Origin of the sequence: Spartinivicinus poritis, from assembly GCF_028858535.1 — a bacterium.
GTDB lineage: Bacteria > Pseudomonadota > Gammaproteobacteria > Pseudomonadales > Zooshikellaceae > Spartinivicinus > Spartinivicinus poritis.
In genome coordinates, this window is the sequence record NZ_JAPMOU010000019.1 from 1 (window position 1) to 25,427 (window position 25,427).

A 25,427-nucleotide genomic window follows, 5' to 3' on the forward strand; every position below is an offset into this window, starting at 1 on the left:
CAGCTACAAAATTATGATGACCCTCGTTATGACGTTCAATGGCTGGTCGATGATGTATGGCACTATGGTAGCCAACCCCAATCAGTAGAAGAGTTTACCGGCAGTAGCAACAGTGGCTATAGCAATAAACTACATGCAAGCCCCAGAGATCATGTATTTAAAACTCAACCCGTTGCCCCAAAACCGAAAATCCGAGGTTCACAAACCGCGTTTGTCACAGGCCCTAAAGGCGAAGAGATTTACTGCGATAAATACGGGCGGGTAAAAATCCAATTCCATTGGGATAGAGATGGCAAATACGATGAAAACAGCTCCTGCTGGGTACGAGTTAGACAACCACTGGCGGGTAATAAATGGGGAGACTTACTTATCCCACGAATCGGTACTGAAGTATTAGTGAAATTTATTAATGGCGACCCCGACCAACCGATAATCATGGGGTGCTTATACAATGGCAAAGACAAACCACCCTATAAACTCCCCGATCATAAAACCCGAACCACTTTCAAAACCAACAGCAGCCCAGGGGGTGATGGTTTTAATGAAATTCGCCTGGAAGATAAAAAAGGCAATGAAGAAGTGTTTATCCATGCCCAAAAAGACTTGGATATACAAGTCAAAAATGACAAGCGAGAACACATCAACAACGAACGCCATCTGAATGTCGATAACTGCAGCTACGAACACCTTAAAGGCAAATTCCACCAAAAAATCGATGGCAACTACAACTTAAATGTTAACAAAGACATCCACACCATCATCAACGACAGTTTGCACAGTACCACCGGGGTGAAATACAGCATCCAGGCAGGCAACGAAATTCATATCAAAGCTGGCGACAAAATCGTATTTGATGCCGGGGTAGAAATGACCCTAAAAGGCGGCGGCAGCCAGGCCAAAATCAATCCTTCGGGTGTGCATTTTACAGCACCGAAAATCAAAATTAAAAAAGGTACACCCGGCAGTGGTAGCGGGCTAAGTATTCAGGAGCCAAATGTAGCGGTTGAGGCGGATACCTCTATACCGGGATTAGCTCAATCTCAACTGGGTACGTTGAAAAAAGCAAGAGAATTAGCAGCTCCTGCATGTGCCATATGTGAGCCGTGCCTTGATAATGTATGCCCTACAGGAGAAAAGGAATGAATAAAAACGAACTGATCATTCAGCTCAATCAGCCAGAGTATCAATCTTCACCTCTTTATTTCATTATTGATAGTTTGACTGAAGATAAGCTTTATCAAAACTTCTTTCTTTATAAAGAAAGTGATCCTTATGCTGTTTTATATCAACAAACCCGCTTTAATGAGTTATACCAAGCAGGTCCAATATTTGTGCAAACATCTATCAACTCACCGTTAGCAGATTATCTACTAAATGATTTATCTCATTGGGGATGGTTATTTATTTCTGAGGCTCCTTTTGAAAAGTTGGTTGAACACTTCAGATGGTTGATTACGGCGAAATACATAATAGATGGATCAACAGTAATATTTCGATATCAAGACCCTCGAGTATTGTACAAACTTATTCCTGCACTCACTCCAGCAGAGTCATCACAGTTATTTAATTCAATTGATCAGATATGGATACAAGATCTAAATAAACAGTGGCAAGAATTTATACTTAATAGCCAAACTCTTGATAAGACTCAAGCTGAGAATGTCCCTGATAGTGAAAAAAATGAAATGTTTATACTTTCCCGAAAAATGCTAGAGGCGACGGGCAACGATAACGTACTTATAGATAACTTACAAAAAGAGCTTTGGCACAGTTATCCAGTTGAAATGGGACGCTTGTTAGCACATGGAGAGCTAGAAAATATGTTGCTCCATATTCTTAAAGAGGCAAAAAACTTGGGTTTTACTGCCTATGATCAGTTGAGGAAATTTATAATATGGAGTGGTCAGCATGGCGTTAATTTCCAGCGAATAGAGAAGTTAAGAAACCAATTAATTGCAGTAGAAACAGCTGAAGAGCGATTTAAAATAATAGAAAAATACTTTGCATAATCAAATTAAGGTTGTATATTGAGTTCTAGTTAATAATGAATAGTAACAGTAAAACGCAGTGTCCTAATTGTAATCACTGGGCTGAAGTACATATTTTTGATCCTCGTGCTAAAGGCTTCCCTGGTCATGAGTATCTTTTTATTGATCAGCAAGGTAATGAATATAATGGAACACTGAGTAAGCATAGTATAATTAGAATTAACAATATAGCTGCTGGCCCTTACAAGATATTGATTAAGGATAAAAATAGCTTTTTAAAAGATGCTTGGTTGAGGCCAGTGTGGGATGACAAGGAAGAAGCCAGTTTTATCGTTCCAGATGAAGAAAAGGATATGCCCATTAGCGCTGTACAAGATATGGCACAAATGGAAGGAAAAGTTTATAAAAAAGTAGAACTACCACAAACAGGTAGCGATAAAATTAACTATTTGGACGAATTCGCAAAAACACCAGAAGAGTATTACGAACTAACCGAGCAAGTTGATTTAATTCATGATAAGAAGTATTACATTGAGCTAAAACCTCCGTTGACTGAACCACTATGGATTTCATGCTTTTTTGACGGCACAGGAAATAGCCTAGTTTATGACAAAATTCTAGAAAAAATGACTAATGTAGGGAAACTGTATTGTGCTCATGTGGGTGAAACACGTGATGAATTTCGTGATGCAGACAAACGTATAAAATATAAATATCATGAAGGAATGCATTGCTATGCATTATATTACAGGGGAGTGGGTAGTGATCCAAATAGTAAAATTGATGAAGTAGCTGGAGGAGGTTTTGGACTAGGAACTAGAGAACGTGTTGACTATATAAAAGAACAAGTAACGGCAATATTCGACTTACATGTAAACTCTATACAGAAAGACATTTCTGCTTTTGGTTTTTCACGCGGATCATCTGCTGCCAGAGCCTTTAGCTGGGAGGTAAATAAAGATGATATTAATAGTGACAAGTATGAGACTATAGTCCGACTAAAAATTCCTGGACAGTCACCTATTGTTAACACTACCAGTCGAGACTTAAACACTTATGTAACACTTAAGCATAAGTTTACCCAAAAGTTTCTTGGTATATTTGATTCAGTGACTTCTATTGGTCTTGACCCTGACAATATAGAGTTTGGTATTGATTTTGAAATCCATGAAAAAATCGAACGCGTAGTACATTTTATTGCTGCTCATGAACGACGAGGAAAATTTGACTTGCAATCGATAAGATTGTACAACACTTGGACACAGCCAGTGTCAGGCAAATGGTTAGAAAGAATGTACCCAGGAGTACATGCTGATGTCGGTGGTGGATATTACCCAGGTGAGCAGGGTAAAAGTAATGAATTAGCCAGAATTCCGCTAAATGATATGTATGATGAGGCAATTAAAGTAGATGTCCCACTTGACACATTAGAAGTACTAAAAACAAAAAAACTTATGTCAGACAAAGAGCATCAAGAATCTAAGATTATTTTTGAGAAAAACATAGCAAATAAAATAAGCAGTATTAGAAATAATTCAAATAAATCTGAAAATGAAATAAATATAAAGGTAAATCGTGAAATAAGTAAAATTAAAGACGATTTTTCTGTTTTTTCTTTAAAGTCTATTTGGGAGTGTTTTGAGCGAAATAGTGAAATGATGGATCTTTTTGAGAAGTATAGTGATGAGATTAAGAAATTGCTCTTAAGGACGAATAAAGATAATATACAAAATGAGATGGCGGAGCATGAATTTCTATTGTTTTGTTATTTTAGGTTGTCTATTGATAATGTTGATTTGATAATTAAAGATGTTCCTGACTGGTATGAGAAAAAGTATGAATATAAAGATTCTTTGGAAAAATTAAAAGGTGAGCTTAATAAGTTTTATTTGAGATTTGTCGCTGCTTTCGAACCAGAAAAAATACCTTCTGCTGTAAAATGGATAGATAAAAAAGATGTCTCACGTCAACACGAAAGATGGTATGATGCTATAACGCATGGATACAAAAAATTAGATCCAGAAATTTATAAGTTTTTCTTGTATTATATTCACGACTCTGTGGCTCATTGGATGTTTTCTTTTATTGATGCTAGAACACATGCTCGAGGAGTATTTTTTCAATTTGATCCAAGATCAGTAATTGAGGTTTATCCCAACGAATGAAAAAAATGCTCATTTTTTTAATTATTTTTATATTTTCTATTAATGGATGTAATGAGTCTTCTATTAAGTTATCTGAGGTTAAGAAACAGTCTTTCGATGAACAGTATAAAATAGCAGAGCAAGCTTGGCAACAACAAGATCATGAGTTAGTACTTGATATTCTTCATCATCTTGCTTCCAAAAAATATCCTCCTGCATTACTTAGGTTAACTGATCTGTATGAGTACCATGATAAAATCAATCTATCTTTTTTCAGTAAGTACCAATGGCCTCCTAAAGCTCCACTATTGGAGGCATGTACCTGGAGTTTAAAGGCAGCCCATTTAGGTAACGAAGAAGGAATTGACAGAGTTATTGATTTTGTAGAAAAGAATCTTATTGAATCTAATAAAAAGTATTTTTCTTACTATTTGCGGTATAAAATGGCTGAAAATGGGCATTATGCAGGATTTCTTGCGATTGGGAGTACATTTAGTGGATCAAAAATGCTTAGTAGTATGATTGGATACCATGAAAAAAATATAGATAAAGAAATCTACTGGCATAAATTATCTGCCTTGAAAGGATCTAAAAAAGCATTTTACTTTATAGCATTTAGCTATAAGCACGAAAAAAAAGAATTAGTGACTGGGAATGCTTGGTTTTGGTTAGGTGAACAACAAAGTGATTACGAAAGCAAGAGTGCTTTTAGTGCTTATAAATCACGTGTTACAAAGGAAGAAGCTGAAAAGACTATTAAGCTTGCAAAAAGAATTTGGCAGGATTTAAATGAAAACAAAGAAGCCCTAGTATCAGAAGGTATCAAAAAAGTTAAAGAAAAACTAGCAGAGCCTGAAATGCAAGAGCTTGAGAAGTATTTTTACGGTTTGAAAAGCTGTGAAGATCTAGCTAAGTAGTGGTATTTTTAATATGATAAGCAGCAAAGATTGCTCACCAAAGAGCTTTTAAGTAGAACCCAATGCTCCGTGGTGAGAAAGAAAGCGTAAAATTTTCGGTAAATATTACCGTCTTAGTCTTAAAACGTTAACCCCTTTAAGTGTAGGACTTAGTAAAAATTTTGAAAAGTACTGAGTAAATTCAACATCTACGACTGCGTTCTGACTGGAGCTGGCATGGCGGAAATACAACTTGCCGTTTTTACGGATAGCTAAACCTTGATGAGATACATTCATATTAGTGCCAATCCATTTTTTAAGGTTCCAGTTGGGTCTGACTACATTGATAATACTGCCGGAGGGTATTTTATCAAGTAATGGTTGATTAATTACTGAATCTGCTATTCTATTTTCCAGGTTAAATTGCTTTATTTTTGCTTTACGCTCTTTATCAGATAATGATTCATCAGTTTGAATTGATCTGAGTTTATTTGCTCTTTCTTGTAAAACCTCTGAAGTAGGAGTTGTTTGGACAAAAATAGAATCGAGTGGAATATAAGGTAAGCTTGCTTGTTTAGGCTCAAATTGTTCCCCTTCAGCTTTTAATTGTTCCAGCAGTTGTTGTTTATTATTTTCGTCTATATCAATTGATTGGATTCTGGTTATTTTGCTAGCCTTATACCAGGCTTTTTTATCAATGATTGCTACTGCTTGAGCAGTTGTTTCTCCTGATATTGAACGAGTGATATCTTCGAAAAACACCTGATTATTAGGGATCCAGTCGAGACTGGGGAAGTGATTACGTGTAGTATATGAGACATAACCAGCTTTGTATCTGATATTATTTATGTTATTCAAAAAACTGTCAGAAGTATCTGAGATGGCAATAGCCATTACAGTTTCAACAAAAGTAGTGCAATCAAATTTATCAAAACGATAAAGTGGGTCTCTGTCATATTTACCATTGACTCCTTCTCCCAATTTTCCATCAGCATAGGGTGTTCCAAGTAGTAATTCGCTGATTTTTTCTACTTTTTTAATAGTGCTCAGGTTTTGAGTAGCATCTATTAAACTTTGTGTAATGTTAGATGTTGCAAACAAAGGTGAACAGAAGAGCATTGATAAAGTTAAGGCAGCGGCTTTTTTGCTAGTAGATAGCATATAATGACCTATAATGTATATCTTGAAATAATCAATAAAGTAGGTCTTATGATATCAGTATTGTTACTTGTTTGTAACAAGGCTTTTGCTAAATTTGGCTGGTTTTTTTGAGAGGTTATAGAGAGGTTATAGAGAGGTTATATTGTTCGCTGCTGGTATATATTTCTCATGACTAATGGTCTTGCTGTTTTCTATTTATAGGTTGTGAGAAGTTCTCTTTATTCAATTATTCTACTACTACCTTATTTTGTGCATGGCCCACTAGGTTTAACATTAAGTGAATATGAATTACATTTAAGCTAACAAGTCAGATGCTTATTGTATGGCCAACATAGTATGTTAAAAAACATAAACCTAGGTTTGCTTCAGACGCTACTTATCCTGTTACAAGAAAACCATGTTAGTAAAGCAGCTGCACGACTGAACTTGACGCAATCTGCTGTCAGTCGACAGCTCGGCCAACTTAGAGAGTTGTTTCAAGATCCTTTATTCGTTCGTCAAGGCAACCTATTATTAGCTACTCCCAGGGCAAAACAGTTGGAGCCTGAGTTAAAGGCGCTCATTCATCAAGTTAATACTTTAGTTTCTCCTGTGAATTTTAATCCTGCTCACTGGCAAGGCAATTTAACATTGGCTTCTTCTGACTATGTGGGACAGTTTATTTTTCCGGATATATTTGAGGCTTTTGCCCTGCAAGCTCCCGGTTTAACGCTGAATTACCAGTTATGGCAACCCGATCAATTATCGGTGTTGGGCGAGTTGGATATTGAGTTTGTGACTACTATGTTGGATCAACTTCCAGATGGTATTTATGGTGAGTTAATTGGCCAAGACAGCCCCGTTTGTGTCATGGCTAAAACACACCCTCTTGCTCAGCAGAAAGCTGATATATCATTATCAGACCTGTTGAGCTATCCCCATATTTCAATTACGACGGGAGGAGAGAAAGACAGTTTTGTAGACACCTATCTTACTTCTATTCAGAAACAACGTCATATTCAACTTAAAGTCCCTCTATTTGCGACCGCAATAAATATTCTTTGTCGTAGTGATGCACTACTGGTGATTCCTGAACATATTGCCTTGCATATATCTAAGCATTTTCCTGTTTATTATCGACTGCTACCTATTCCAATACCTATCCATAAATACTGGCTAATATGGCATCCTAAATACGATATGGATCAGGCGCATATTTGGGCGCGTGGTATGCTGATTACTCAGCTTAAAGGGTCTATCTACTCTCCATTACAGGTTATGAATAATTCTCATGACTAAGTCTACTTTTTTTAATTTCTTATCATCAGCCTAGATTGCTAATCTATGCCTGGAAAGCAAACCCTGCCTCTTATACTAGTAGTGGAGTTCTATTCCTTATGGAATTTAGTCTTTGGTTATCCCTTGTATTAATTTGTCTATTAGGTGCAATGACACCAGGCCCTAGTTTAGCTGTGGTAATTCAGCATACAGTGGGTAGCAGTCGACTACATGGCTTCTGTACTGCTTGGGCGCATGCATTAGGTGTTGCATTATATGCACTATGTAGTTTGTTAGGGCTGTCCATTGTTCTCCAGCAGTCTCCACTCTTGTTCAAAGTGATTGCCTACGGCGGTGCGGCCTATTTAGCATGGCTGGGCTTCAAAGCCATTAGCTCTAAAGGGGGTCTGGTCAATCAGCTCAAATCCCAGCAAGCTGCCAGTTATAGTAAGGCTGCTAAGGATGGAGCCATGATTTCCCTGTTAAACCCCAAGTTAGGGTTATTCTTTCTTGCTCTTTTTAGTCAGTATGTTTCTGCAAGCTCAGGCCTTTCTAGCCAAGTTGCTTTAGTTTCCACACCATTAATTATTGATGGGCTCTGGTATAGTTTGGTTGCATTTCTACTGACTATCCCCAAGATATTGAGCACTATTCGTCAACAAGCCATTTGGATTGATCGAGTGTCTGGCGTGATCTTGCTGATTCTGGCTGTGAGGGTCGTGTGGTCTGTCTAGTAGAGGGTGCTGTTTAGTAATTCCTATCTGCGATCATCCCTATGCCAATAAATAAAAACAATAATATTGGCGAGAGTACTAGGTTGTGTAGTGAAACGAGTATGTCGGCTAGCCAGGGGGTTAAAAAGATTAGTGCGGCACCATAACCCACAGCACAAACCAATATAAATACGGCAGTTCGGATTATAAAATTAAAGCGATTAATATGACGTTTTATTGCCAGGTTAACTTTATTGCCAAACAGTACAATTAATGTAGCCATAATGGCTAGTGCCGTTTCGTAACTGTACTTTTTGCACCATAGCGATAGTTGGCTAAAAATATCTAAAAATGCATCCATAGTTTATTGTTTAACTCATAAATAATTCGAGTAAATCATTTAGATACTGAGTACCCAATGGAGTAGGTTTGATTGTGCCCTTGGATATATCAAGAAGCTCTTTATCCACTGCTATTTGTAAGTCTGTTTTTATTAACTCAACGGAAATTCCTGTGCGCTCACTAAAATAGCTAAGGGGTACACCTGCTGTTAGCCGCATGGCGTTCATCATAAATTCTAAGGGAAGTTCTGACGTAGTAATCAGTCGTTCGCCAGCAATAAACGTTTTGTCAGGGTTTAAATAGTCTTTAGGTAACCGAGTTTTCCAACGACGTATAATCTGTTGTTGGGTTAAATCAGTCAGTTTACCGTGGGCACCTGCACCAATGCCGATAAAATCGCCGAATTGCCAATAATTCAAATTATGTTGTGCAGGTCTACCTGGCTTGCTATAAGCAGAAACTTCGTATTGTTGATAATTATGCTGAGCTAATAAAGTCTGGCCTGCTTGTTGAATATCCCATAGCAGATCATCAATAGGGAGTTTAGGTGGTTTTGAGTAAAAGACCGTATTAGGTTCAATAGTTAGTTGGTACCAAGATATATGGGTTGGCTCAGCAGCAATAGCTGTGTTTATATCGGATAACGCTTGTTCAACCGTCTGGTTAGGCAAGCCATGCATTAAATCCAGATTAATATTTTCAAAGCCAGCTCGTTTTGCAATTTCAACTGCTAGTAGTGCTTCATCTGCATTGTGAATACGCCCAAGCACAGTTAAATGCTTGGGATTAAAACTTTGTATACCAATGGATAGACGATTGATGCCAGCCTGGAAGAAGCCTGCAAACTTTTCCTGTTCAAATGTACCTGGATTAGCTTCCAGGGTTATTTCTATCGTTTTTGTAAATTGTATATGAGTTTTTAGTCGGCTTAATAACTCTTTTATTGCATTAGCTGAAAGCAGGCTGGGAGTTCCGCCACCAAAAAAAATACTCTGTAGTTCTCGGCCATGAATGTATGGCTTCTCTTGAATAAAGTCCTGAATTAACGCATCAATATAGTCTCTTTCGGGTATTTGTTGTGGTGAGGTGTGAGAGTTAAAGTCACAGTAGGGGCATTTACGCACACACCAAGGTACATGAATATAAAGACTTAAAGGGGGCAATTTGATCACAATATACGACTTTAGCTAGCTAAATACCCAAGAAATTAAAACCATACGAGAATGACATTGTTAACTTTTCTTTAGCTTTGCTAACAACTGCTGCATTGCTTGCGCACGATGGCTGAGTTTGTTTTTCAGGTTTGATGGAAGTTCTGCAGATGTGCAATGCTCAGATGGCACAAAAAATAATGGATCATAACCAAAGCCATTGTCACCACGTACTTCTTCTAAAATGATACCTTCCCAAGTGCCATGACAAATGAGAGGGGTTGGGTCTTCCGGGTGCTTTAGATAAACCAGCACACAGTGGAAGCGGGCAGTACGTTCACTGGGGGACTTGCCTTCTAGTAGCTGTAATAATTTCTGGTTGTTATCAGCATCTGATGCGGCTTCGCCAGCAAAACGAGCAGAATAAATGCCTGGGGCACCATTGAGAGCATCTACTTCTAAACCAGAGTCATCAGCAAGTGCTGGCAACCCAGCAATGCTTGAGGCATGTCGTGCTTTTAAAATGGCATTTTCAACAAAAGTAAGACCAGTTTCTTCTACTGATTGGATACCAAATTGCTTTTGGGGCAGCATCTTAAAATTCAGCCCCCCCAGTAAGTGTTGAAATTCGTTCAGCTTACCTAAGTTATTGCTTGCTAGTACCACTTGCTGAATATTGCCTGACATAAATAGATTATTCCTCGTATAACTTGTGATGAAAGTTAAGCTCGAAGGGAGACTGATTAGGATCGGGTTGAATTTCTACAGTAAATTTTAACTGCTCTTCGTTGGTAAATTCAAAAGGTGCTAGATAATAAACGGCAGTGCCTTCTTCGATTTTTTTAAAGGAGAGAGTTTGAGACTGTTGAATTAGGTTGATGACTTTTCCGTTCAAAATCGCACTGACTGGCTTGCTGCTGCCTTGTTGCTTTTTTTGTACGGAAATATTAATTACACCTTCACGCTTGCCTCTTGGAATGCCATATTGTGCAGCGACATTTGGCTGTAAAAAAGTGCTGTTGAATACGGAGTAATGAACTATGTAGTCGTTGAACGACTTGGTTTCAGCATTAGCTGATGGGCTTAATAAATAAGCAAAAATCACTGCAACATAACCCATCAAGTTTAATTTGACTCTCATCATGGCTGACTGCCCTTGTTTGTTAAGCTGACTCTAAGCGGCTATTGATTAAAGTATACTCTAGCTCGTACTAACGAGTGAGATGGTAGATAGCTATTTCCCCAAACAGGTTTGGTAATAGCCGTGACAACCAATCACCACGGTGAGTTTGGTCTACTACCATACGGCTAAGAATTTTCACTTGTTTCTGCTGGCAAAGCTCTTCAAAGTCTTTAAAAGTACAGAAGTGAATGTTGGGGGTGTCATACCAGGTGTAGGGCATGAACTTGGATACAGGCATTTTACCCCGCTGGGTTAGATAAAATCGACAACGCCAATGACCAAAGTTAGGGAAAGTGACAATACACTCTCGGCCAATTCTTAGCATTTCTTCTAACACTAAGTGAGGGTAGTGAACAGCCTGTAGTGCTTGAGCCATTAATACAGTATCAAAACTGTTATCGACAAAGTTACTTAGCCCTTTATCTAAGTCTTGCTCAATAACATTAATGCCTTTCGTAATGCAGCGTTCGATATTTTCTGGGTCAATTTCTAAACCATAGCCCTGGGTTTGTTTGTGTTCATGCAGATATTTTAGAAAAGAGCCATCACCACAGCCTAAGTCTAGTACCCTGGATTGAGGGTCAATCCATGCCTGAATAATCTGAAAGTCAGTTCTCATTGGCTTTCACCTCATTGGCAATACGCGCTAAATAAGCTTTAAAAGCATTTCGATAGCGAGGGATTGGTAATAAAAAGGCGTCATGTCCTTCTGGTGCATCTATGTCCAGGTAGCTCACATTTTTTTTGGCAGAAAGTAGAGCATCAACAGTTTCTTTGGAGCGCTCAGGAGAAAAGCGCCAATCTGTCGTGAATGACATGATAAAAAACTGGCAGCTGGCATGGCTTAATGCAGCCACCAGATCATCGTTATAATCTTTTGCAGGGTCAAAGTAATCCAGCGCCTTGGTCATTAGTAAGTAAGTGTTTGCATCAAAATTTTCAGAGAAAACTTCACCCTGATAACGTAAATAACTTTCAACCTGAAACTCTGCACCAAAATCAAAATTAATTGCCCCAGAGCGTAACTCTCTACCGAATTTTTGCCGCATGGCATCATCAGAAAGGTAGGTGATATGGCCAACCATTCTGGCAAGCATTAACCCTTTTTTAGGGTAATCATTTTGCTTTTTGTACCAGCCATTATGAAAGCCTTCATCGGACATAATGGCTTGTCGTGCAACTTCATTAAATGCAATGTTTTGTGCTGTTAGTTTTGGGGCAGAGGCTATAATCACCGCATATTTAAGACGGTCAGGATAATCAATTGACCATTGTAGCGCTTGCATACCACCTAAACTTCCCCCAATGATGGCGGCCCACTGCTCAATACCAAGCATGTCTGCTAACCTAGCCTGGCTATTCACCCAGTCTTTAACTGTGACAATTGGAAATTCTGGGCCATAAAGCTTTTTGGTGGCAGGGTTAATACTGTTTGGTCCAGTGGAACCATGACAACCCCCGAGATTATTTAAAGCCACCACAAAAAAGTGGTTGGTATCAATGGGTTTGCCAGGGCCTATGTAGTTATCCCACCAACCTGGTTTTCGATCTTCCATACTATGGAAGCCTGCTGCGTGGTGGTGACCACTGAGTGCGTGACAAATCAATACAGCATTTGATTTATTGCTATTTAGGTTGCCATAGGTTTCGTAGGCTAACTCATAATGAGGCAGAGTTTGGCCACAAGCAAGTTTCAAAGGGTTGTCAAAAATGGCTAGCTGAGGTTCAACCAAACCTACCGAGTCTGGCGGGATTTGTTCTGGCATGATTAGCTTACTTCACTCCTTTATACCCTTTTTGAATAGTTTTTAGGGTATCTCAAACGAACTGTCGTATAGCAAATGGGGTTTGTGGGCTAAATACCCAAGATGTAGAGTATAATAAACAGAAGTCAGTACTATAGCTATTGGCTGAGTAAGTTATTTGGAGGGCTTGTGTACACTCCCCAAGAAAGGAAGTAAAAATAACTTTTACCGGATGTTATCATTAAAGCGGCTTCACCTTTGTAGGGTGTCGTGAAAGCTGGGAATTATAACTTTGGTGCAAACCAGCTTCCCCCTTTATTAAAGGGGGAAATAGCATTTGCAACAGTCTGAAGTAGACTACAAAGGGAGGTTACAAAGTAGAAGGCCACTCATCTTGCATTGTCGGTTCTGGCTCAGAGCTGTTATTAGATTGCCCTAGAAATCCATCCGCTAACTCTAGCTGTTTGGCTGTATCATTAATAAACAAGCTGATTTTTTCTGAACGCCAAAGAATACTTTGGGCATCCATTGTCAGGTTACGTAACTGGACCATTTGTTGCTCCGTAAGCTGCTTCTGCTCCAAAGTATGCTGAAGTAACGGTTGTAGCACATCGTTTGCCCAGTGAGTCGTTTCTTCATTTAGCAACTTTAATGTCTGATTAATTTGGTTCAGTAATGTATTGAATAGGCGGGTAGGGATAGGACCTGTTTCTGGCGATTGAGCGGTTAACTGTTGGTTAAAGCCTTCTGAGCGTGTTTGTAAAGATCGGAACTGTTGAGTGTAGAACTCTAAATCGATATGAGGAACAGGTAAAGTTAGCTCATCATGCTTTGGTTGATACCGCTCATATAATGAGCTGGCCATTTTGTTTGCCATGCTCACTTCAAGCTTCAAATTATTTAAGTCTAAATATAAAGACCGGAAAAAATCAGCAATACCTTGAGCAAGGCCTGCGCCTGGAGTCCACTGCCCACTGAGACTGTTTTTAAGCTTATTAGCGAGTCGGCTAAATTGTGGAGTGTTGGCTGCGGTGCTTAATAGTTCTGCTTGTCTAGACAGTAAGCGGCGGTTAGATTTTAAAGTAAGTAATCGTTTATGATAATTCTGGAACTCTGCCTTGGTTTGGGTATTTAATTCTTCAATGATAGCTTTGTTTTCACCAGTGCCTTTGCCAATTAACTGGTGCTGAGCTTTTAAATCTTCTAGCCGTAACCGCATGGAATCACGGCTGTTCTTCATCATGGCTAGGGTACTCTGCAAAATTGGGGTAGTAGCCAGTTTAGCCTGATGTTCATTAACTCGTTCGCTTAATGCCTGTTCTAACGCATCAATATTGCTGCGGCTAATTTGTCGTTGATTTTGACGCACTTTACCGAGCAGAGCGTGCTTGGCAGAAACGGGTAAAATGTTCTCTGCGGCCAAGCCTAGTTTTTTAGCAATAGACTTTTGTCGCTGGGCTATGGTGAGCTGGGCATAGCGTTCACCCTCTAAGTCATCCCATAGTAAGTCAACTTTATTTAATACGGTCAGCAGCTGGACTGTTGGGTCATCCTGAATTTGTTTTAAGTAAAACTTCCAAACGGCCAAGTCATTAATACTGATGTTTTTCTCTGCACTGACTACAAATACTACTGCATGGCTATGATTGAGAATATCCAGTGCCAACTCTGGCTCACAGCCATAACTGTTTAAACTTGGGGTATCAATAATACGCAGCCCATGGTTGAGCTGGGGGTGAGCAAAACTAATCACTGCATAACGCCAGGCCGGGATAATCACTTTACCTGGAGTCGTTTCACTGGCTTCTAGAGCACCAGGACTAAACCCTAGCTGTCGAGCTTCTTCATAGCTAGCTTGCCGGTTCCGTGACACTTCATTGAATGCCTTGGCCATTTCTGCTGGGTTATTGCCTGGTAGGTTGATGGTAACCCATTCATCAGGTGATGCTTTATAGCTAGCAATGGTGCGCTCAGTTTTACGTGTTTCAATGGGAAGTAATCTTATATAAGCATGGGTGGCTGTTTTATCAGATAGCACTTCTGTTGGGCACATGGTGGTTCGACCCACTTCAGAAGGAAACAGCTTTTGCCCAAACTGAGAAGAAAATAAAGCATTGATCAGCTCTGTTTTTCCCCGAGAAGACTCACCTACAAAAGATAAGGTAACAGCATCGTCAACCAGTTTTTGTTTGGCGCGTAAAATCAGGTCTTCTATCTCTGGGGAACTAAGTTGGTTTTTAGACAACCAACCAGTATATTGGGAGAGCTGGCTGTTGGCTTTCCGTTTCCAGTCTATATATTGTTCAAGTTGTTTTGTTAAACTGCTCGTGTTCATTGCTTGGTACCACTACCCTTAAATGCGGCGACTTCCTTTATATTTAGCCAGCTTCTTTAGACCAGTTGTGGGCCTAGTGCTGCACATTCTAAATTAAAAATGCAGCACTATATTTAATTAAACGAAGAGGCGTGGAAAGGGTCAATTAATCACTACAAGAAAATTACAGCACTGTGATAGATAACACGAATTTAAGCCGATAAGTGAAATTGATTGTATAAATAGTGTGAAAGCCTAAGGGAGAGCATAGCCTGCTAATTGTCGTATTCGTTTGGCAGTTATAGCGTGGTCTTTTACGCTCAGTAGTTACGATGTGTTGTTATACTTGCAGCTTTATTGATGATCAATAAAAGCACTACTCACTGTATACTAAAATAATTTGAAGTAACTAGTAGGCAGTGCTTGGTACGAATAGCCTAAATCAGCTTCTTTATATTCAAGTTCTTTATATATAGCTAAGAAAAAACCGCAAGCCAATATCTGCTAAAGCAATCCCCTTTAAAGTATGCACGGTTACCAGCTTTAGAACATAGATGCCTAAAAATACCACCATAATGGAAAAGTCCAAGCCTCCCAAGGGGGGAATAACTTGTCTGATTCGTTTGCACATGGGCTCAAATAGCTGATTAAGCAGCATTAGGGCGGGACTGTAGCTACCTGGTGCAATAAAACTTGCTATGGCAATGATTATACCTGCAAACATATAAAAATTAAGCAGAATGCCTAATAAGCCAGCAATTGAGGCAACTATTACCATGCCAAAATGTAAACTAAGTGGCGATACCCCACCAATTAATGAAATTAAATACACCAGAGCGATTTGAACCAGTAAAGCTAGCGCTAAGCTAGCAGTGTCTGAACCCGCTACGCTGGGGATAATACGCCTTAAGGGTATAAGTGGTGGGTTAGTTACTTTTACCACAGCCTGAGAAATAGGATTGTAAAAATCTGCTTTAATCAGCTGTAAAATAAATCTTAGCAGTACCGCAAGTACATAAAGCTCCCCGACAAACCATATTATCAGGCCTAAAACCATTTGCAGTGTATCCATAAGTTTTTCTCTAATCCTTAGTGCTAATCGTAAACAGTTGGATTACTTATATTCAGTTGCCATTTCTACTGAACGCTGATAACAGGCTTCCATTGCATCATTTACTAAAGATTCAAAGCCATTTTGCTCAAAAAACTGAATCGCTTGTTCAGTGGTGCCACCTGGTGACATGATTTGTCGTTTTAATTCAGTAACAGTATATTCGCCTTGCTGTGCCATTAAACCTGCTCCAATGGCTGTTTGTGAAGCCAGCTTAATTGCATCTTGCTCAGTAAGTCCCATTTTTTGTGCTGTAGCGACCATTGACTCAAGCAGTAGAAAAAAATAAGCCGGAGCACTGCCTGAAACAGCCGTTACAGCATGAAGCAGTTCCTCATCTGCAACCCAGGTACTGTTACCAATGGTAGCAAATAGTTCAGTAATAAAGTCTTTATCTGCTAGTGTCGTATGCTTATTAGCATAAAGTCCAGTTGCTCCTTTTCCTACTAATGAGGGGGTGTTGGGCATACTGCGAATAACAGCCAGAGAGTCGTCACCTGCCCAGCTGGCAATTTGGGTAGTGGGAATACCTGCTGCCACTGATACCAGTAAAGGCTTATTGTTAACAATTACAGGAGATAACTCAGCTAGTACATCCTTTAGCTGTTTAGGTTTGACAGCTAATACGACAATATCTGCCTGTTGTACGGCAGCTTTATTATCGAAGGTTGTTTGGATTTGCCACTGAGTAGGTATTTTATCCAGCGTGGTTTGGCTGCGTGCAGTTGCCCAAATGGATTGAGATGGATAGCTTTGCTGAACTAATCCGCCAATGATACTTCTGGCCATATTGCCAGCTCCAAGAAATGCGATTGTCTTATCTGCTTTCATCTATTTACTCTCTGGTTTAACCGGAGGACGTCGCCCAAAAATTGCAGTACCCACTCTGACATAAGTAGCACCTTCTAAAATGGCAGCTTCTAGATCATTGCTCATTCCCATTGATAACGTATCGAGAGGAGCTTCTGGTAGCTGCTTTTGCAACAGTTGTAGTGCACTAGCCAGTTGAGCAAAGTTTGCACGTTGCTGTGCTTGATCTTCTGTGGGGGCAGGAATTGTCATTATCCCTCGAAGTGATAAATGAGGTAACGAGCAAATAGCACTGGCTAGTTCTGGTAGTTCAGTTAGAGATACGCCTGACTTACTTGCTTCACTGCTAATATTGACTTGTAAGCAAATATTTAAGGGGAGAGTGTCAATTTCTGCTCTAGCTTCGTTTAGGCGGGTGGCAATTTTCAGTCGATCAACACTATGCACCCAGTCGAAATGGTGGGCAATGGGTTTGGTTTTATTTGACTGAATAGGTCCAATGAAATGCCAGGTCAGTGGTAAATCCTGAAGATGTAGTTGTTTATCAAGGGCTTCCTGCAAATAATTTTCACCAAACTCTGTTTGACCTGCTTCATAAGCGGTACGAATTAACTCAGCAGGTTTGGTTTTACTAACTGCAAGCAATTTTACTTGTTGTTTATATGAGCTAGCGGCAGCAGCTTTCGCAATTTGTTGACGAACAGAGTCTAGATTGTTTGCTATGGTCATTAATAAACACTTTTTAGCTTTCGTGATGTTAGGGGAGCAAGCTTCCCTGATAATAAACGATGTGCTAACAAATCAAAATGTTAGGGCCTATTGACTTCAGGCGTTGTATAATTTTGCAGTAACCAATAATTGTTGTAGTAAAACTAGCTGCAGTTGTATCAAAGCAAGAAAAATAATTGAGGAACCAGCATGGACATAACTGAGTTGCTTGCCTTCAGTGCTAAGCAGGGGGCATCTGACTTACATATTTCTGCCGGGCTGCCACCTATGATCAGAATAGATGGTGATGTCAGGCGGATTAATCTACCTGCTTTAGATCATAAACAGGTCCATGCACTGATTTATGACATTATGAATGATAAGCAGCGTAAGGATTATGAAGAATTTCTTGAAACTGACTTTTCATTTGAAGTGCCAGGTGTCGCTCGTTTCAGGGTAAATGCCTTTAACCAAAACCGAGGGGCTGCGGCAGTATTTCGGACCATCCCATCCAAAGTACTCTCAATGGAAGAATTGGGAATGGGCAAAGTATTTAAAGATATTGCTGGCTATCCTAGAGGAATCGTGTTGGTAACAGGGCCAACTGGTTCTGGTAAGAGTACGACACTTGCCGCGATGATGGATTATATTAATGAAAATCGCTATGAGCATATTCTAACCATCGAAGACCCTATCGAATTCGTGCATGAATCCAAGAAATGTCTGGTTAACCAGCGTGAGGTGCATCGTGACACCTTAGGGTTCAGTGAAGCCTTGCGCTCTGCGCTTCGGGAAGACCCGGATATTATCCTAGTGGGTGAGATGCGTGACTTGGAAACTATACGTTTGGCGCTTACCGCTGCGGAAACCGGCCACTTGGTCTTTGGTACCTTGCATACCACATCTGCAGCTAAAACCATTGACCGGGTAGTGGATGTATTTCCAGCACAGGAAAAAGATATGGTGCGGTCGATGTTGTCTGAATCACTACAGGCTGTAATCTCCCAGACCCTATTGAAAAAAATTGGCGGTGGACGAGTGGCAGCCCATGAAATCATGATTGGTACCCCAGCAATCCGAAACCTTATTCGTGAAGATAAAGTTGCTCAAATGTATTCATCTATTCAAACCGGCGGTAGCTTGGGGATGCAGACTTTAGACCAATGCTTGAAAGACCTTTTGCAAAAAGGCGTAATTGGTCGCGATGCAGCCAAAGAAAAAGCCAAAATCCCAGAAAGTTTTTAAGAGAACAGTTTAATGACGGGTGACAGCAACTGAGTTGTTAGCCGTACTATTCTGAAGTTGCAGGCTATTTTAGAGAAGTGCCACTAGACTTAATCAAGAAGTGATACTTTAAGCAGCTTACTGTTGTTCCTGCTTTTTTAAATGGTGCAGGTATGGAAATTAATAAGATTTTAAAGTTAATGGTTGAAAAAGGGTCTTCAGACCTTTTTATTACTGCTGGGGTACCGCCAAGCATGAAAGTGCATGGCAAAATTGTCCCCATCACTAAAACCAACCTCAGTCCAGAGAAAACCCGCGAGACTGTTTATGGCGTAATGAATGAGTCTCAGCGCCGAGAGTTCAACGAGAAACGCGAGTGCCAGTTTGCTTTAAGTGCCAGAGGCGTTGGTCGATTTCGGGTAAGTGCTTTTTATCAGCGTAACTTGGTTGGTATGGTATTAAGGCGGATTGAAACCACTATTCCTGAAGTTGATGATTTAGGCCTGCCGTCAGTTATTAAAGACTTAGCCATGACAAAGCGTGGCCTGGTAATTTTTGTAGGCGCGACGGGTACCGGTAAGTCGACATCATTGGCAGCGATGATTGGTCATCGTAACCAAAACAGCACAGGCCATATAATTAGTATTGAAGATCCCATTGAATATATTCACCAGCATCGTGGCTGCATTATTACCCAGCGAGAGGTAGGTATTGATACCGACAGCTTTGAAATTGCCTTGAAAAACACTTTGCGCCAGGCCCCTGATGTCATTTTGATTGGTGAGATTCGTTCGAGAGAAACCATGGATTATGCTGTTGCGTTTGCTGAAACCGGGCATTTATGTCTGGCTACTCTGCACGCTAACAATGCTAACCAGGCGCTAGACCGGATTATCCACTTCTTTCCATCTGATCGACACAGCCAGACCTGGATGGACTTGTCATTAAATATGCGAGCAATCGTTGCCCAGCAACTGGTGCCTACGCCAGATGGTAAGGCTCGTCGAGCGGTGGTGGAGGTTCTGTTGAATACACCTCTTGCATCAGATTTGATACGTAAAGGGTCAGTGCATGAGCTGAAACCATTGATGCAAAAATCCAATGAGTTGGGTATGCAGACCTTCGACCAAGCGTTGTATAAGCTCTATAACGCAGGCGAAATTACTTACGAAGATGCCCTTGCTCACGCAGACTCACCTAACGACTTGCGCTTGATGATCAAACTCGGCTCTGAAACTGACTCTGATCACCTAACCAGTGTGGCGGATGCGTTGAGTATTCAGGAGGAGGAAGAACCAAGGAAGATGTTCTAATAGCCTTCGCGAAAGCTTTTTATGGTTTGTTGTCTTCGTTTGATCACCAAGGATGGTGGGAATGCAGATCACGCAAGGAGCATTTATCTGCCTTCACCCCAGTCACTTATTACTTATAAGCTCCTGGGGGCAAGTCTGCTACTGTAAGACTTGCGGTAGCAGCTTTACTTTATAAGAAAGTGCTACTGGAACTCATCGCTCGACGGCCGCCCCTAAAAACCTTTCACTGTGGCTATATTTTGTATGTCTAGGAGCTTTCTTGGGCTGCTAGTTGAGTTAGCCACTCTTCCAATAAAACTAGTGCGGCCAGGCTATCAACTGGCCGTTCTTGGTAGTTGCCTCGGTGGCCTACTTCATCTGCTTTTTCTTTAGCACTTCTTGTTGATAACCGTTCATCAGCTGGATACCAGGGTTTACCAAAACGCCCGTGCAGGCGGTTTGCAAACTTTCTTGCTCGTAGCCCTATTTCACCCATCGAGCCGTCCATGTTGAGTGGTATACCCACTAAAAAAGCATCTGGCTGCCATTCTTTAATCAGTTGTTCTAACACTTGCCAATTGGGTATCCCATCTTGCGCTCTAATTGTAGGCAGGGGAGAGCTGGTGCCAGTGACGCGTTGGCCAATGGCGACGCCAATATTTTTTGTACCAAAATCAAAAGCCATAATTTGGCTGATCTTGTCGTCTAATTTAGGTAAAGAAAAATCAATATTCACAGGGTTGAAAATAATTTAATAGTCAAAGATCCATTTTGAAGAGCTTTTAGGGGAGGCCGTCGAGCGATGAGTTCCAGTAGCACTTTCTTATAAAGTAAAGCTGCTACCGCAAGTCTTACAGTAGCAGACTTGCCCCCAGGAGCTTATAAGTAATAAGTGACTGGGGTGAAGGCAGATAAATGCTCCTTGCGTGATCTGCATTCCCACCATCCTTGGTGATCAAACGAAGACAACAAACCATAAAAGTTATTCAGAATGGAGATTAAGCGTGACCGACTTCTGTGGAGAGTAGATGCAAGTCCACCCCAATTAATGCTGCGGCTGCTTCCAGGCGCTTTTCCATTGGCGTTTGAAATAAGATTGATGGATCAGCATCACAGGTTAGCCAGGCATTGTCTTTAATTTCTCGTTCCAGTTGGCCTGCTTCCCAGCCAGCATAGCCAAGGGCTACTAACGCATTCTCAGGGCCATCATTTTTGGCCATTGCTTGCAGAATATCTTTGGAGGTAGTCAGCTGAATATTGGGAGAAACCGCTATGCTTGAGTCCCACTGGTGTTCGCCAGGGGTGTGCAGCACAAAGCCTCGCTCAAGTTCTACTGGTCCTCCAGCATAGATAAGATCGCTTTGATATCGGTTATTGGAGTCAGGCACGATGCCAACCTGACGAAATATTTCACCCAGGGTTAATTGAGTTGGTCGATTAATAACAATCCCCATTGCGCCCTGGTCGTTATGCTCGCAAATAAAAGTGACTGATTGCGAAAAATTAGGGTCCATCAAATGAGGCATGGCAATCAGAAAGCGATTTTTTAAGCTGTCAGGCACTTGTGTTTTCATAACCCTAAGTATTGGGGTATGTATAAGGGAACACAAGCCCGAGCTTAGAAATTTTTTGGCCGCTGTTAAAAACTTGAAAGATAATTGCCTTTTTCAAAACGGAAGGTTCGAATGATTTCGACTTTATCGAACTCTCTTAAATCATCACCGAAAGGTGCGTAAGGTGCGGCTAATTTAACAATTCGAATAGCTGCATCATCAAGAACTTTTTTGCCAGAAGATGATGAAATTTCAACTCGGTCCAGGCTGCCATCAGCATTAATAACCGCAACTAGTCGTAAGCTGCCATAAATTTTGCTTTGACGCGCTTTTTCGGGGTAGTTGATATTACCTACTTTTTCAACTTTGCGACGCCAGGCTTCTTTATAAAAAGCACCTTTGTCTCGCATAGTAGATGCTGCCGTAATGCGATGAATTTTTGGTCGCTTTGCATACTCTTGCACTTGTTGATCGAGCTGAGCTTGAACCGCAGCAACTTCAGCACTTATCTCAATAAATTGCTTAGTTTTTTCACGGCGATTGGTTTTTTGCTTTTTCTGTTGTTTAGTATCTGCAGCTACTCGTTGCTTTGAGCGGCTAGTTGTTGCTACAACATCTGATTGTTGTGCTTCTTGCTGCTTGACTACCTGTTCCTGGGGCTGTGGAGATATTTTACGGTGTTTGGTGTCGGCAATTTGGGCTTGTTGGTTAGTCGTTGGGCGGGCTTTTTCTTCCAGGGTGCCACTGCCCTCTTGATCGGCCTGAGCCAGAAAATCTGCTTTTTCAGGGCGCTTTTGGCTTTCGTACGAGGCCAGGGTAATCTCAATTGCTTTACTCACTTCAGGCGGGTCAAGTAAGTCAAAGCTAATAAGCAAGAGCAATAAGTGGGCACCAATAGCAACAAAGGTCGCAAATAATAGCCTGTCCGTTGATGAATTATGTGCGTATGCTTCTGCGATAGCCATCTGCTTCTACATCCAAAACTGAGTCAAAAGCCCATATGGAGCTTAATTCAAACAAACCGCCGAGTCTGCCAACATTACATATAAAAGTCTATGAATCAGCTTGCACCTTTTATCTTTTGGTAAATAGTATCCATTAATTGTCCTGCAATGTTTAAATTGTAGGCGTTATCAATCTCTCTGATGCAGGTTGGGCTGGTTACATTGATTTCTGTAAGATAGTTGCCAATAACATCCAAGCCAACAAAAATAAGCCCTTTTTCTTTTAATACAGGCCCAATGGTTGTAGCTATCTGTTTATCTCTTTCAGAAAGTGGTTGGGCAACGCCTGAGCCACCTGCGGCTAAATTGCCACGGATTTCACCTTCTGGAGGAATTCGAGCAAGAGAGTAAGGGACAGGCTCTCCATCAATCATTAGAATACGCTTGTCGCCTGTTTTTATGTCAGGCACAAACTGTTGTGCCATTATTTGTTGTTGGCCAAAATTTGTTAATGTTTCCAAAATAACGTTGGTATTTGGATCAGGGTGTTTTACTTTAAATACAGAGCTGCCGCCCATACCATCTAGTGGTTTATAAATAACCTCTTTATACTCGCTGGCAAACGCTTTTAATTTATCGGCGCGCCGGCTAATTAAGCTTGCAGGCATTAAATCGGGGAAATGAGTTGCAAAGAATTTTTCGTTACAATCACGTAAGCTTTGTGGCTTATTCACTACTAATGTGCCGTGTTGTTCTGCTTGCTCTAATAAATAGGTGCTATAGATGTATTCGTTATCAAACGGTGGGTCTTTGCGCATTAAAATGACATTAAGCTCTGCTAAAGGCTTATCATGCGCTTTTCCTAATGCAAACCAATTATTAGGATTAGCTTGAACAGACAGTTCTTGCATGAGGCCTTTGGCTACACCATTTTTTTGGTAAAGGTCGCGCTGCTCCATATAAAACAGTTGCCAGCCTTTAGCCTGAGCAGCAAGTAACATCGCCAATGAACTATCTTTGTGATAATTGATCTGGCTAATGGGGTCCATGACTATGCCAAGAGAAATATTCATTAATTGACCTGTGATTGCGCTAAGGACTTAAATGCATTGAACAAAAAATGTTATGCCCCGAAGTTTACCCTTATTTAGAATTGATAGCTAAACTATTATAAAGCTTGTTAAACCATATACATCGAGAGAAGTAAAATGTCTTAATATTATGAGCATATTGCTTATCAGGCGGTTTGTTTAGACCGCTTGGTTATAGTACGTTATAGATTGCACTAAGAATGTGTGATAAAACAAAAAATGACGCGGAATTCTGACTGCTTCTGTGGTCTAACCACTGACTAAAGTTGAAGAGTAACCCTAAGGCTGAAGGCGTTAGAGTATGGAAGACAACTTCGAGAGTTTGAAAGTAATGGTGATCGACGATAGTAAAACGATTCGCCGTACTGCGGAAACTCTACTTAAAAAGGTTGGCTGTACTGTGGTAACAGCAACAGATGGGTTTGATGCACTGGCTAAAATAGCCGATACCCAACCCAACATTATTTTTGTGGACATCATGATGCCTCGTTTAGACGGCTATCAAACATGTGCCCTGATCAAAAATAACAGTGCATTCAAAGCCACCCCTGTTATCATGTTATCTAGTAAAGACGGTTTGTTTGATAAGGCGAAAGGGCGCATTGTTGGCTCTGATCAGTATCTAACCAAGCCGTTTAGCAAAGAAGAACTGCTTGGTGCAATACGCGCTCATGTACCTTCAGCTAACAATGCCTAACCGGTTTTTTTAAATGGTGTTTTTTCAGATGGTGCCAGTGACCGTGAACATTCAGCAGCCACGGTTATCGGGTATAGGTGAATTAATTTTGGGGGAATTATGGCTCGAGTACTGATTGTAGAGGACTCACCCACTGAACGATACAAGCTGAAAGAGATGCTTGAAAAACACGGCCATGCTGTGTTGGAAGCAGAAAATGGAGCTGATGGAGTTGCATTGGCAAGGGATCAGAAGCCAGATGCGGTATTAATGGATATCGTTATGCCTGGTTTAAATGGCTTTCAAGCAACTCGACAATTAACAAAAGACCCTGGCACAAGCCATATCCCAGTTATAATTGTTACTACAAAAGATCAAGAAACTGATCGAGTGTGGGGAAAGCGACAAGGCGCAAAAGATTATTTGACGAAACCTGTCGAAGAGTCTGTTTTGGTTAAGACCTTAAATAATGTACTGGCGGAAGCAAGTCGTTAAGGTTACTTACAATGGCCGAGGTGCAAACTCCTTTTAAAATCCTTCAGGATATTGCCAAACGAAGCAAACAGCATGCAGCTGGCTTGCCTGCCCAGGTTGAGGTCAAAGCTCACTGGAGTGGAGTAGGTTTTCGGATCGGTGAGCAGCATTTTGTGGCGCCGATGGAAGAGGTGGCTGAGATATTACCAGTCCCTAATTATACCCAACTACCAGGGGTAAAACCATGGGTAAAGGGTATTGCCAATGTACGTGGACGATTAATTCCGATTATGGATTTACCTGACTTTTTAGGGGATCGGCTGTCTTCTACAAGAAAGATGCGTCGGATATTAGTTGTTGAGTACAACGAAACAGTCAGTGGTTTGGTGGTTGATGAAGTGCTGGGAATGCAGCACTTCGCCATTGATGGGTTTATGAATCAAATTCCACGAGAAACACCAGAAAGTCTGCAGTCTTTTCTCACTGGCTCATATGAGCGCGATGATGAGCTATGGTTGGTATTTAGTCTGTATGCCTTAGCAGAGCATCCTGATTTTTTACAGGTGGCTGTTTAATGGGTATTCAGGGAAGCAGGCTAAGAGTCTGCTTGTGATGGTGATTGCGATAACAAACATAAATGTTGTAGGCCA

26 protein-coding genes are annotated in these 25,427 nt (G+C 40.6%); 11 read left to right on the forward strand and 15 right to left on the reverse strand.

Going from position 1 to position 25,427, the window contains the following annotated elements:
- The 4 genes from tssI to ORQ98_RS15085 form a co-directional block, all read left to right on the forward strand.
- Positions 1 to 1,143, forward strand: a 1,143-nt coding sequence (gene tssI, locus ORQ98_RS15070; protein ID WP_274689634.1) for a type VI secretion system tip protein TssI/VgrG, incomplete at its 5' end; no start/stop codon positions are given.
- Positions 1,140 to 2,009: a DUF4123 domain-containing protein gene (locus ORQ98_RS15075; RefSeq protein WP_274689635.1), complete on the forward strand. Its 870-nt coding sequence runs from the start codon at positions 1,140 to 1,142 to the stop codon at positions 2,007 to 2,009. The genes tssI and ORQ98_RS15075, both read left to right, overlap by 4 nt.
- Positions 2,010 to 2,044: 35 nt before the next feature.
- Entirely contained in the window at positions 2,045 to 4,153 is a 2,109-nt protein-coding gene (locus ORQ98_RS15080) for a T6SS phospholipase effector Tle1-like catalytic domain-containing protein (protein ID WP_274689636.1), read from the forward strand.
- Complete coding sequence (locus tag ORQ98_RS15085; protein WP_274689637.1) at positions 4,150 to 5,049, forward strand: hypothetical protein; 900 nt, start codon at positions 4,150 to 4,152, stop codon at positions 5,047 to 5,049. Before ORQ98_RS15080 ends, ORQ98_RS15085 begins: the two co-directional genes overlap by 4 nt.
- Before the next feature lie 105 nt (positions 5,050 to 5,154).
- On the opposite strand, the gene ORQ98_RS15090 is transcribed toward ORQ98_RS15085, so the two are convergent.
- On the reverse strand, positions 5,155 to 6,189 hold the full coding sequence (locus tag ORQ98_RS15090) for an N-acetylmuramoyl-L-alanine amidase-like domain-containing protein (RefSeq protein WP_274689638.1): 1,035 nt from the start codon (positions 6,187 to 6,189) through the stop codon (positions 5,155 to 5,157).
- Positions 6,190 to 6,525: 336 nt separating this feature from the next.
- Between ORQ98_RS15090 and ORQ98_RS15095 the strand changes: the two genes are divergently transcribed.
- Both ORQ98_RS15095 and ORQ98_RS15100 read left to right on the forward strand, forming a co-directional pair.
- Positions 6,526 to 7,467, forward strand: a complete 942-nt coding sequence (locus ORQ98_RS15095; RefSeq protein WP_274689639.1) for a LysR family transcriptional regulator — start codon at positions 6,526 to 6,528, stop codon at positions 7,465 to 7,467.
- Between the two features lie 98 nt (positions 7,468 to 7,565).
- Positions 7,566 to 8,180, forward strand: coding sequence for a LysE family translocator (locus ORQ98_RS15100; protein WP_274689640.1), 615 nt, complete (start codon positions 7,566 to 7,568; stop codon positions 8,178 to 8,180).
- Positions 8,181 to 8,193: 13 nt separating this feature from the next.
- Here the strand turns inward: ORQ98_RS15100 and ORQ98_RS15105 are convergent, their stop codons facing one another.
- The 10 genes from ORQ98_RS15105 to ORQ98_RS15150 all read right to left on the reverse strand — a co-directional run bounded on the left by ORQ98_RS15105 (position 8,194) and on the right by ORQ98_RS15150 (position 17,544).
- Entirely contained in the window at positions 8,194 to 8,520 is a 327-nt protein-coding gene (locus ORQ98_RS15105) for a DUF3392 family protein (RefSeq protein ID WP_274689641.1), read from the reverse strand.
- A 10-nt stretch (positions 8,521 to 8,530) separates the two neighbouring features.
- Positions 8,531 to 9,673 (reverse strand): radical SAM family heme chaperone HemW, encoded by a 1,143-nt coding sequence (gene hemW, locus ORQ98_RS15110; protein ID WP_274689642.1) that lies wholly within the window; start codon positions 9,671 to 9,673, stop codon positions 8,531 to 8,533.
- Between the two features lie 60 nt (positions 9,674 to 9,733).
- Entirely contained in the window at positions 9,734 to 10,339 is a 606-nt protein-coding gene (locus tag ORQ98_RS15115; RefSeq protein WP_274689643.1) for an XTP/dITP diphosphatase, read from the reverse strand.
- Positions 10,340 to 10,346: 7 nt separating this feature from the next.
- Positions 10,347 to 10,796, reverse strand: a complete 450-nt coding sequence (locus ORQ98_RS15120; protein WP_274689644.1) for a DUF4426 domain-containing protein — start codon at positions 10,794 to 10,796, stop codon at positions 10,347 to 10,349.
- Between the two features lie 67 nt (positions 10,797 to 10,863).
- Entirely contained in the window at positions 10,864 to 11,454 is a 591-nt protein-coding gene (gene metW / locus ORQ98_RS15125; protein WP_274689645.1) for a methionine biosynthesis protein MetW, read from the reverse strand.
- Complete coding sequence (metX, locus tag ORQ98_RS15130; RefSeq protein ID WP_274689646.1) at positions 11,444 to 12,601, reverse strand: homoserine O-succinyltransferase MetX; 1,158 nt, start codon at positions 12,599 to 12,601, stop codon at positions 11,444 to 11,446. The genes metW and metX overlap by 11 nt, the downstream gene beginning before the upstream one ends.
- 349 nt (positions 12,602 to 12,950) lie before the next feature.
- Complete coding sequence (locus ORQ98_RS15135) at positions 12,951 to 14,915, reverse strand: dynamin family protein (RefSeq protein ID WP_274689647.1); 1,965 nt, start codon at positions 14,913 to 14,915, stop codon at positions 12,951 to 12,953.
- 445 nt (positions 14,916 to 15,360) lie between these two features.
- Complete coding sequence (locus ORQ98_RS15140; RefSeq protein WP_274689648.1) at positions 15,361 to 15,966, reverse strand: YggT family protein; 606 nt, start codon at positions 15,964 to 15,966, stop codon at positions 15,361 to 15,363.
- A gap of 42 nt (positions 15,967 to 16,008) precedes the next feature.
- A complete protein-coding gene (gene proC, locus ORQ98_RS15145) occupies positions 16,009 to 16,836 on the reverse strand; it encodes a pyrroline-5-carboxylate reductase (RefSeq protein WP_274689649.1) in 828 nt (275 codons plus the stop codon).
- Positions 16,837 to 17,544, reverse strand: coding sequence for a YggS family pyridoxal phosphate-dependent enzyme (locus ORQ98_RS15150; protein WP_274689650.1), 708 nt, complete (start codon positions 17,542 to 17,544; stop codon positions 16,837 to 16,839).
- A 189-nt stretch (positions 17,545 to 17,733) separates the two neighbouring features.
- Here ORQ98_RS15150 and ORQ98_RS15155 point away from each other — a divergent pair, with 189 nt between their 5' ends.
- Positions 17,734 to 18,768 (forward strand): type IV pilus twitching motility protein PilT, encoded by a 1,035-nt coding sequence (locus ORQ98_RS15155; protein WP_274689651.1) that lies wholly within the window; start codon positions 17,734 to 17,736, stop codon positions 18,766 to 18,768.
- Between the two features lie 152 nt (positions 18,769 to 18,920).
- Positions 18,921 to 20,060: a PilT/PilU family type 4a pilus ATPase gene (locus tag ORQ98_RS15160; protein WP_274689652.1), complete on the forward strand. Its 1,140-nt coding sequence runs from the start codon at positions 18,921 to 18,923 to the stop codon at positions 20,058 to 20,060.
- A 247-nt stretch (positions 20,061 to 20,307) separates the two neighbouring features.
- Here ORQ98_RS15160 and ruvX read toward each other — a convergent pair whose 3' ends face one another.
- From ruvX to gshB, 4 genes are all read right to left on the reverse strand, one after another.
- On the reverse strand, positions 20,308 to 20,724 hold the full coding sequence (ruvX, locus tag ORQ98_RS15165) for a Holliday junction resolvase RuvX (protein ID WP_274689653.1): 417 nt from the start codon (positions 20,722 to 20,724) through the stop codon (positions 20,308 to 20,310).
- 313 nt (positions 20,725 to 21,037) lie between these two features.
- On the reverse strand, positions 21,038 to 21,613 hold the full coding sequence (locus tag ORQ98_RS15170; RefSeq protein ID WP_274689654.1) for a YqgE/AlgH family protein: 576 nt from the start codon (positions 21,611 to 21,613) through the stop codon (positions 21,038 to 21,040).
- A gap of 65 nt (positions 21,614 to 21,678) precedes the next feature.
- Positions 21,679 to 22,557, reverse strand: a complete 879-nt coding sequence (locus ORQ98_RS15175; protein ID WP_274689655.1) for an energy transducer TonB — start codon at positions 22,555 to 22,557, stop codon at positions 21,679 to 21,681.
- A 95-nt stretch (positions 22,558 to 22,652) separates the two neighbouring features.
- On the reverse strand, positions 22,653 to 23,609 hold the full coding sequence (gene gshB, locus ORQ98_RS15180) for a glutathione synthase (RefSeq protein WP_274689656.1): 957 nt from the start codon (positions 23,607 to 23,609) through the stop codon (positions 22,653 to 22,655).
- A 319-nt stretch (positions 23,610 to 23,928) separates the two neighbouring features.
- Between gshB and pilG the strand changes: the two genes are divergently transcribed.
- From pilG to ORQ98_RS15195, 3 genes are all read left to right on the forward strand, one after another.
- Positions 23,929 to 24,324: a twitching motility response regulator PilG gene (gene pilG / locus ORQ98_RS15185; protein WP_163836154.1), complete on the forward strand. Its 396-nt coding sequence runs from the start codon at positions 23,929 to 23,931 to the stop codon at positions 24,322 to 24,324.
- A 99-nt stretch (positions 24,325 to 24,423) separates the two neighbouring features.
- A complete protein-coding gene (pilH, locus tag ORQ98_RS15190) occupies positions 24,424 to 24,798 on the forward strand; it encodes a twitching motility response regulator PilH (protein ID WP_180566535.1) in 375 nt (124 codons plus the stop codon).
- 11 nt (positions 24,799 to 24,809) lie between these two features.
- On the forward strand, positions 24,810 to 25,352 hold the full coding sequence (locus ORQ98_RS15195; RefSeq protein ID WP_274689657.1) for a chemotaxis protein CheW: 543 nt from the start codon (positions 24,810 to 24,812) through the stop codon (positions 25,350 to 25,352).
- Positions 25,353 to 25,427 lie beyond the last annotated feature (75 nt).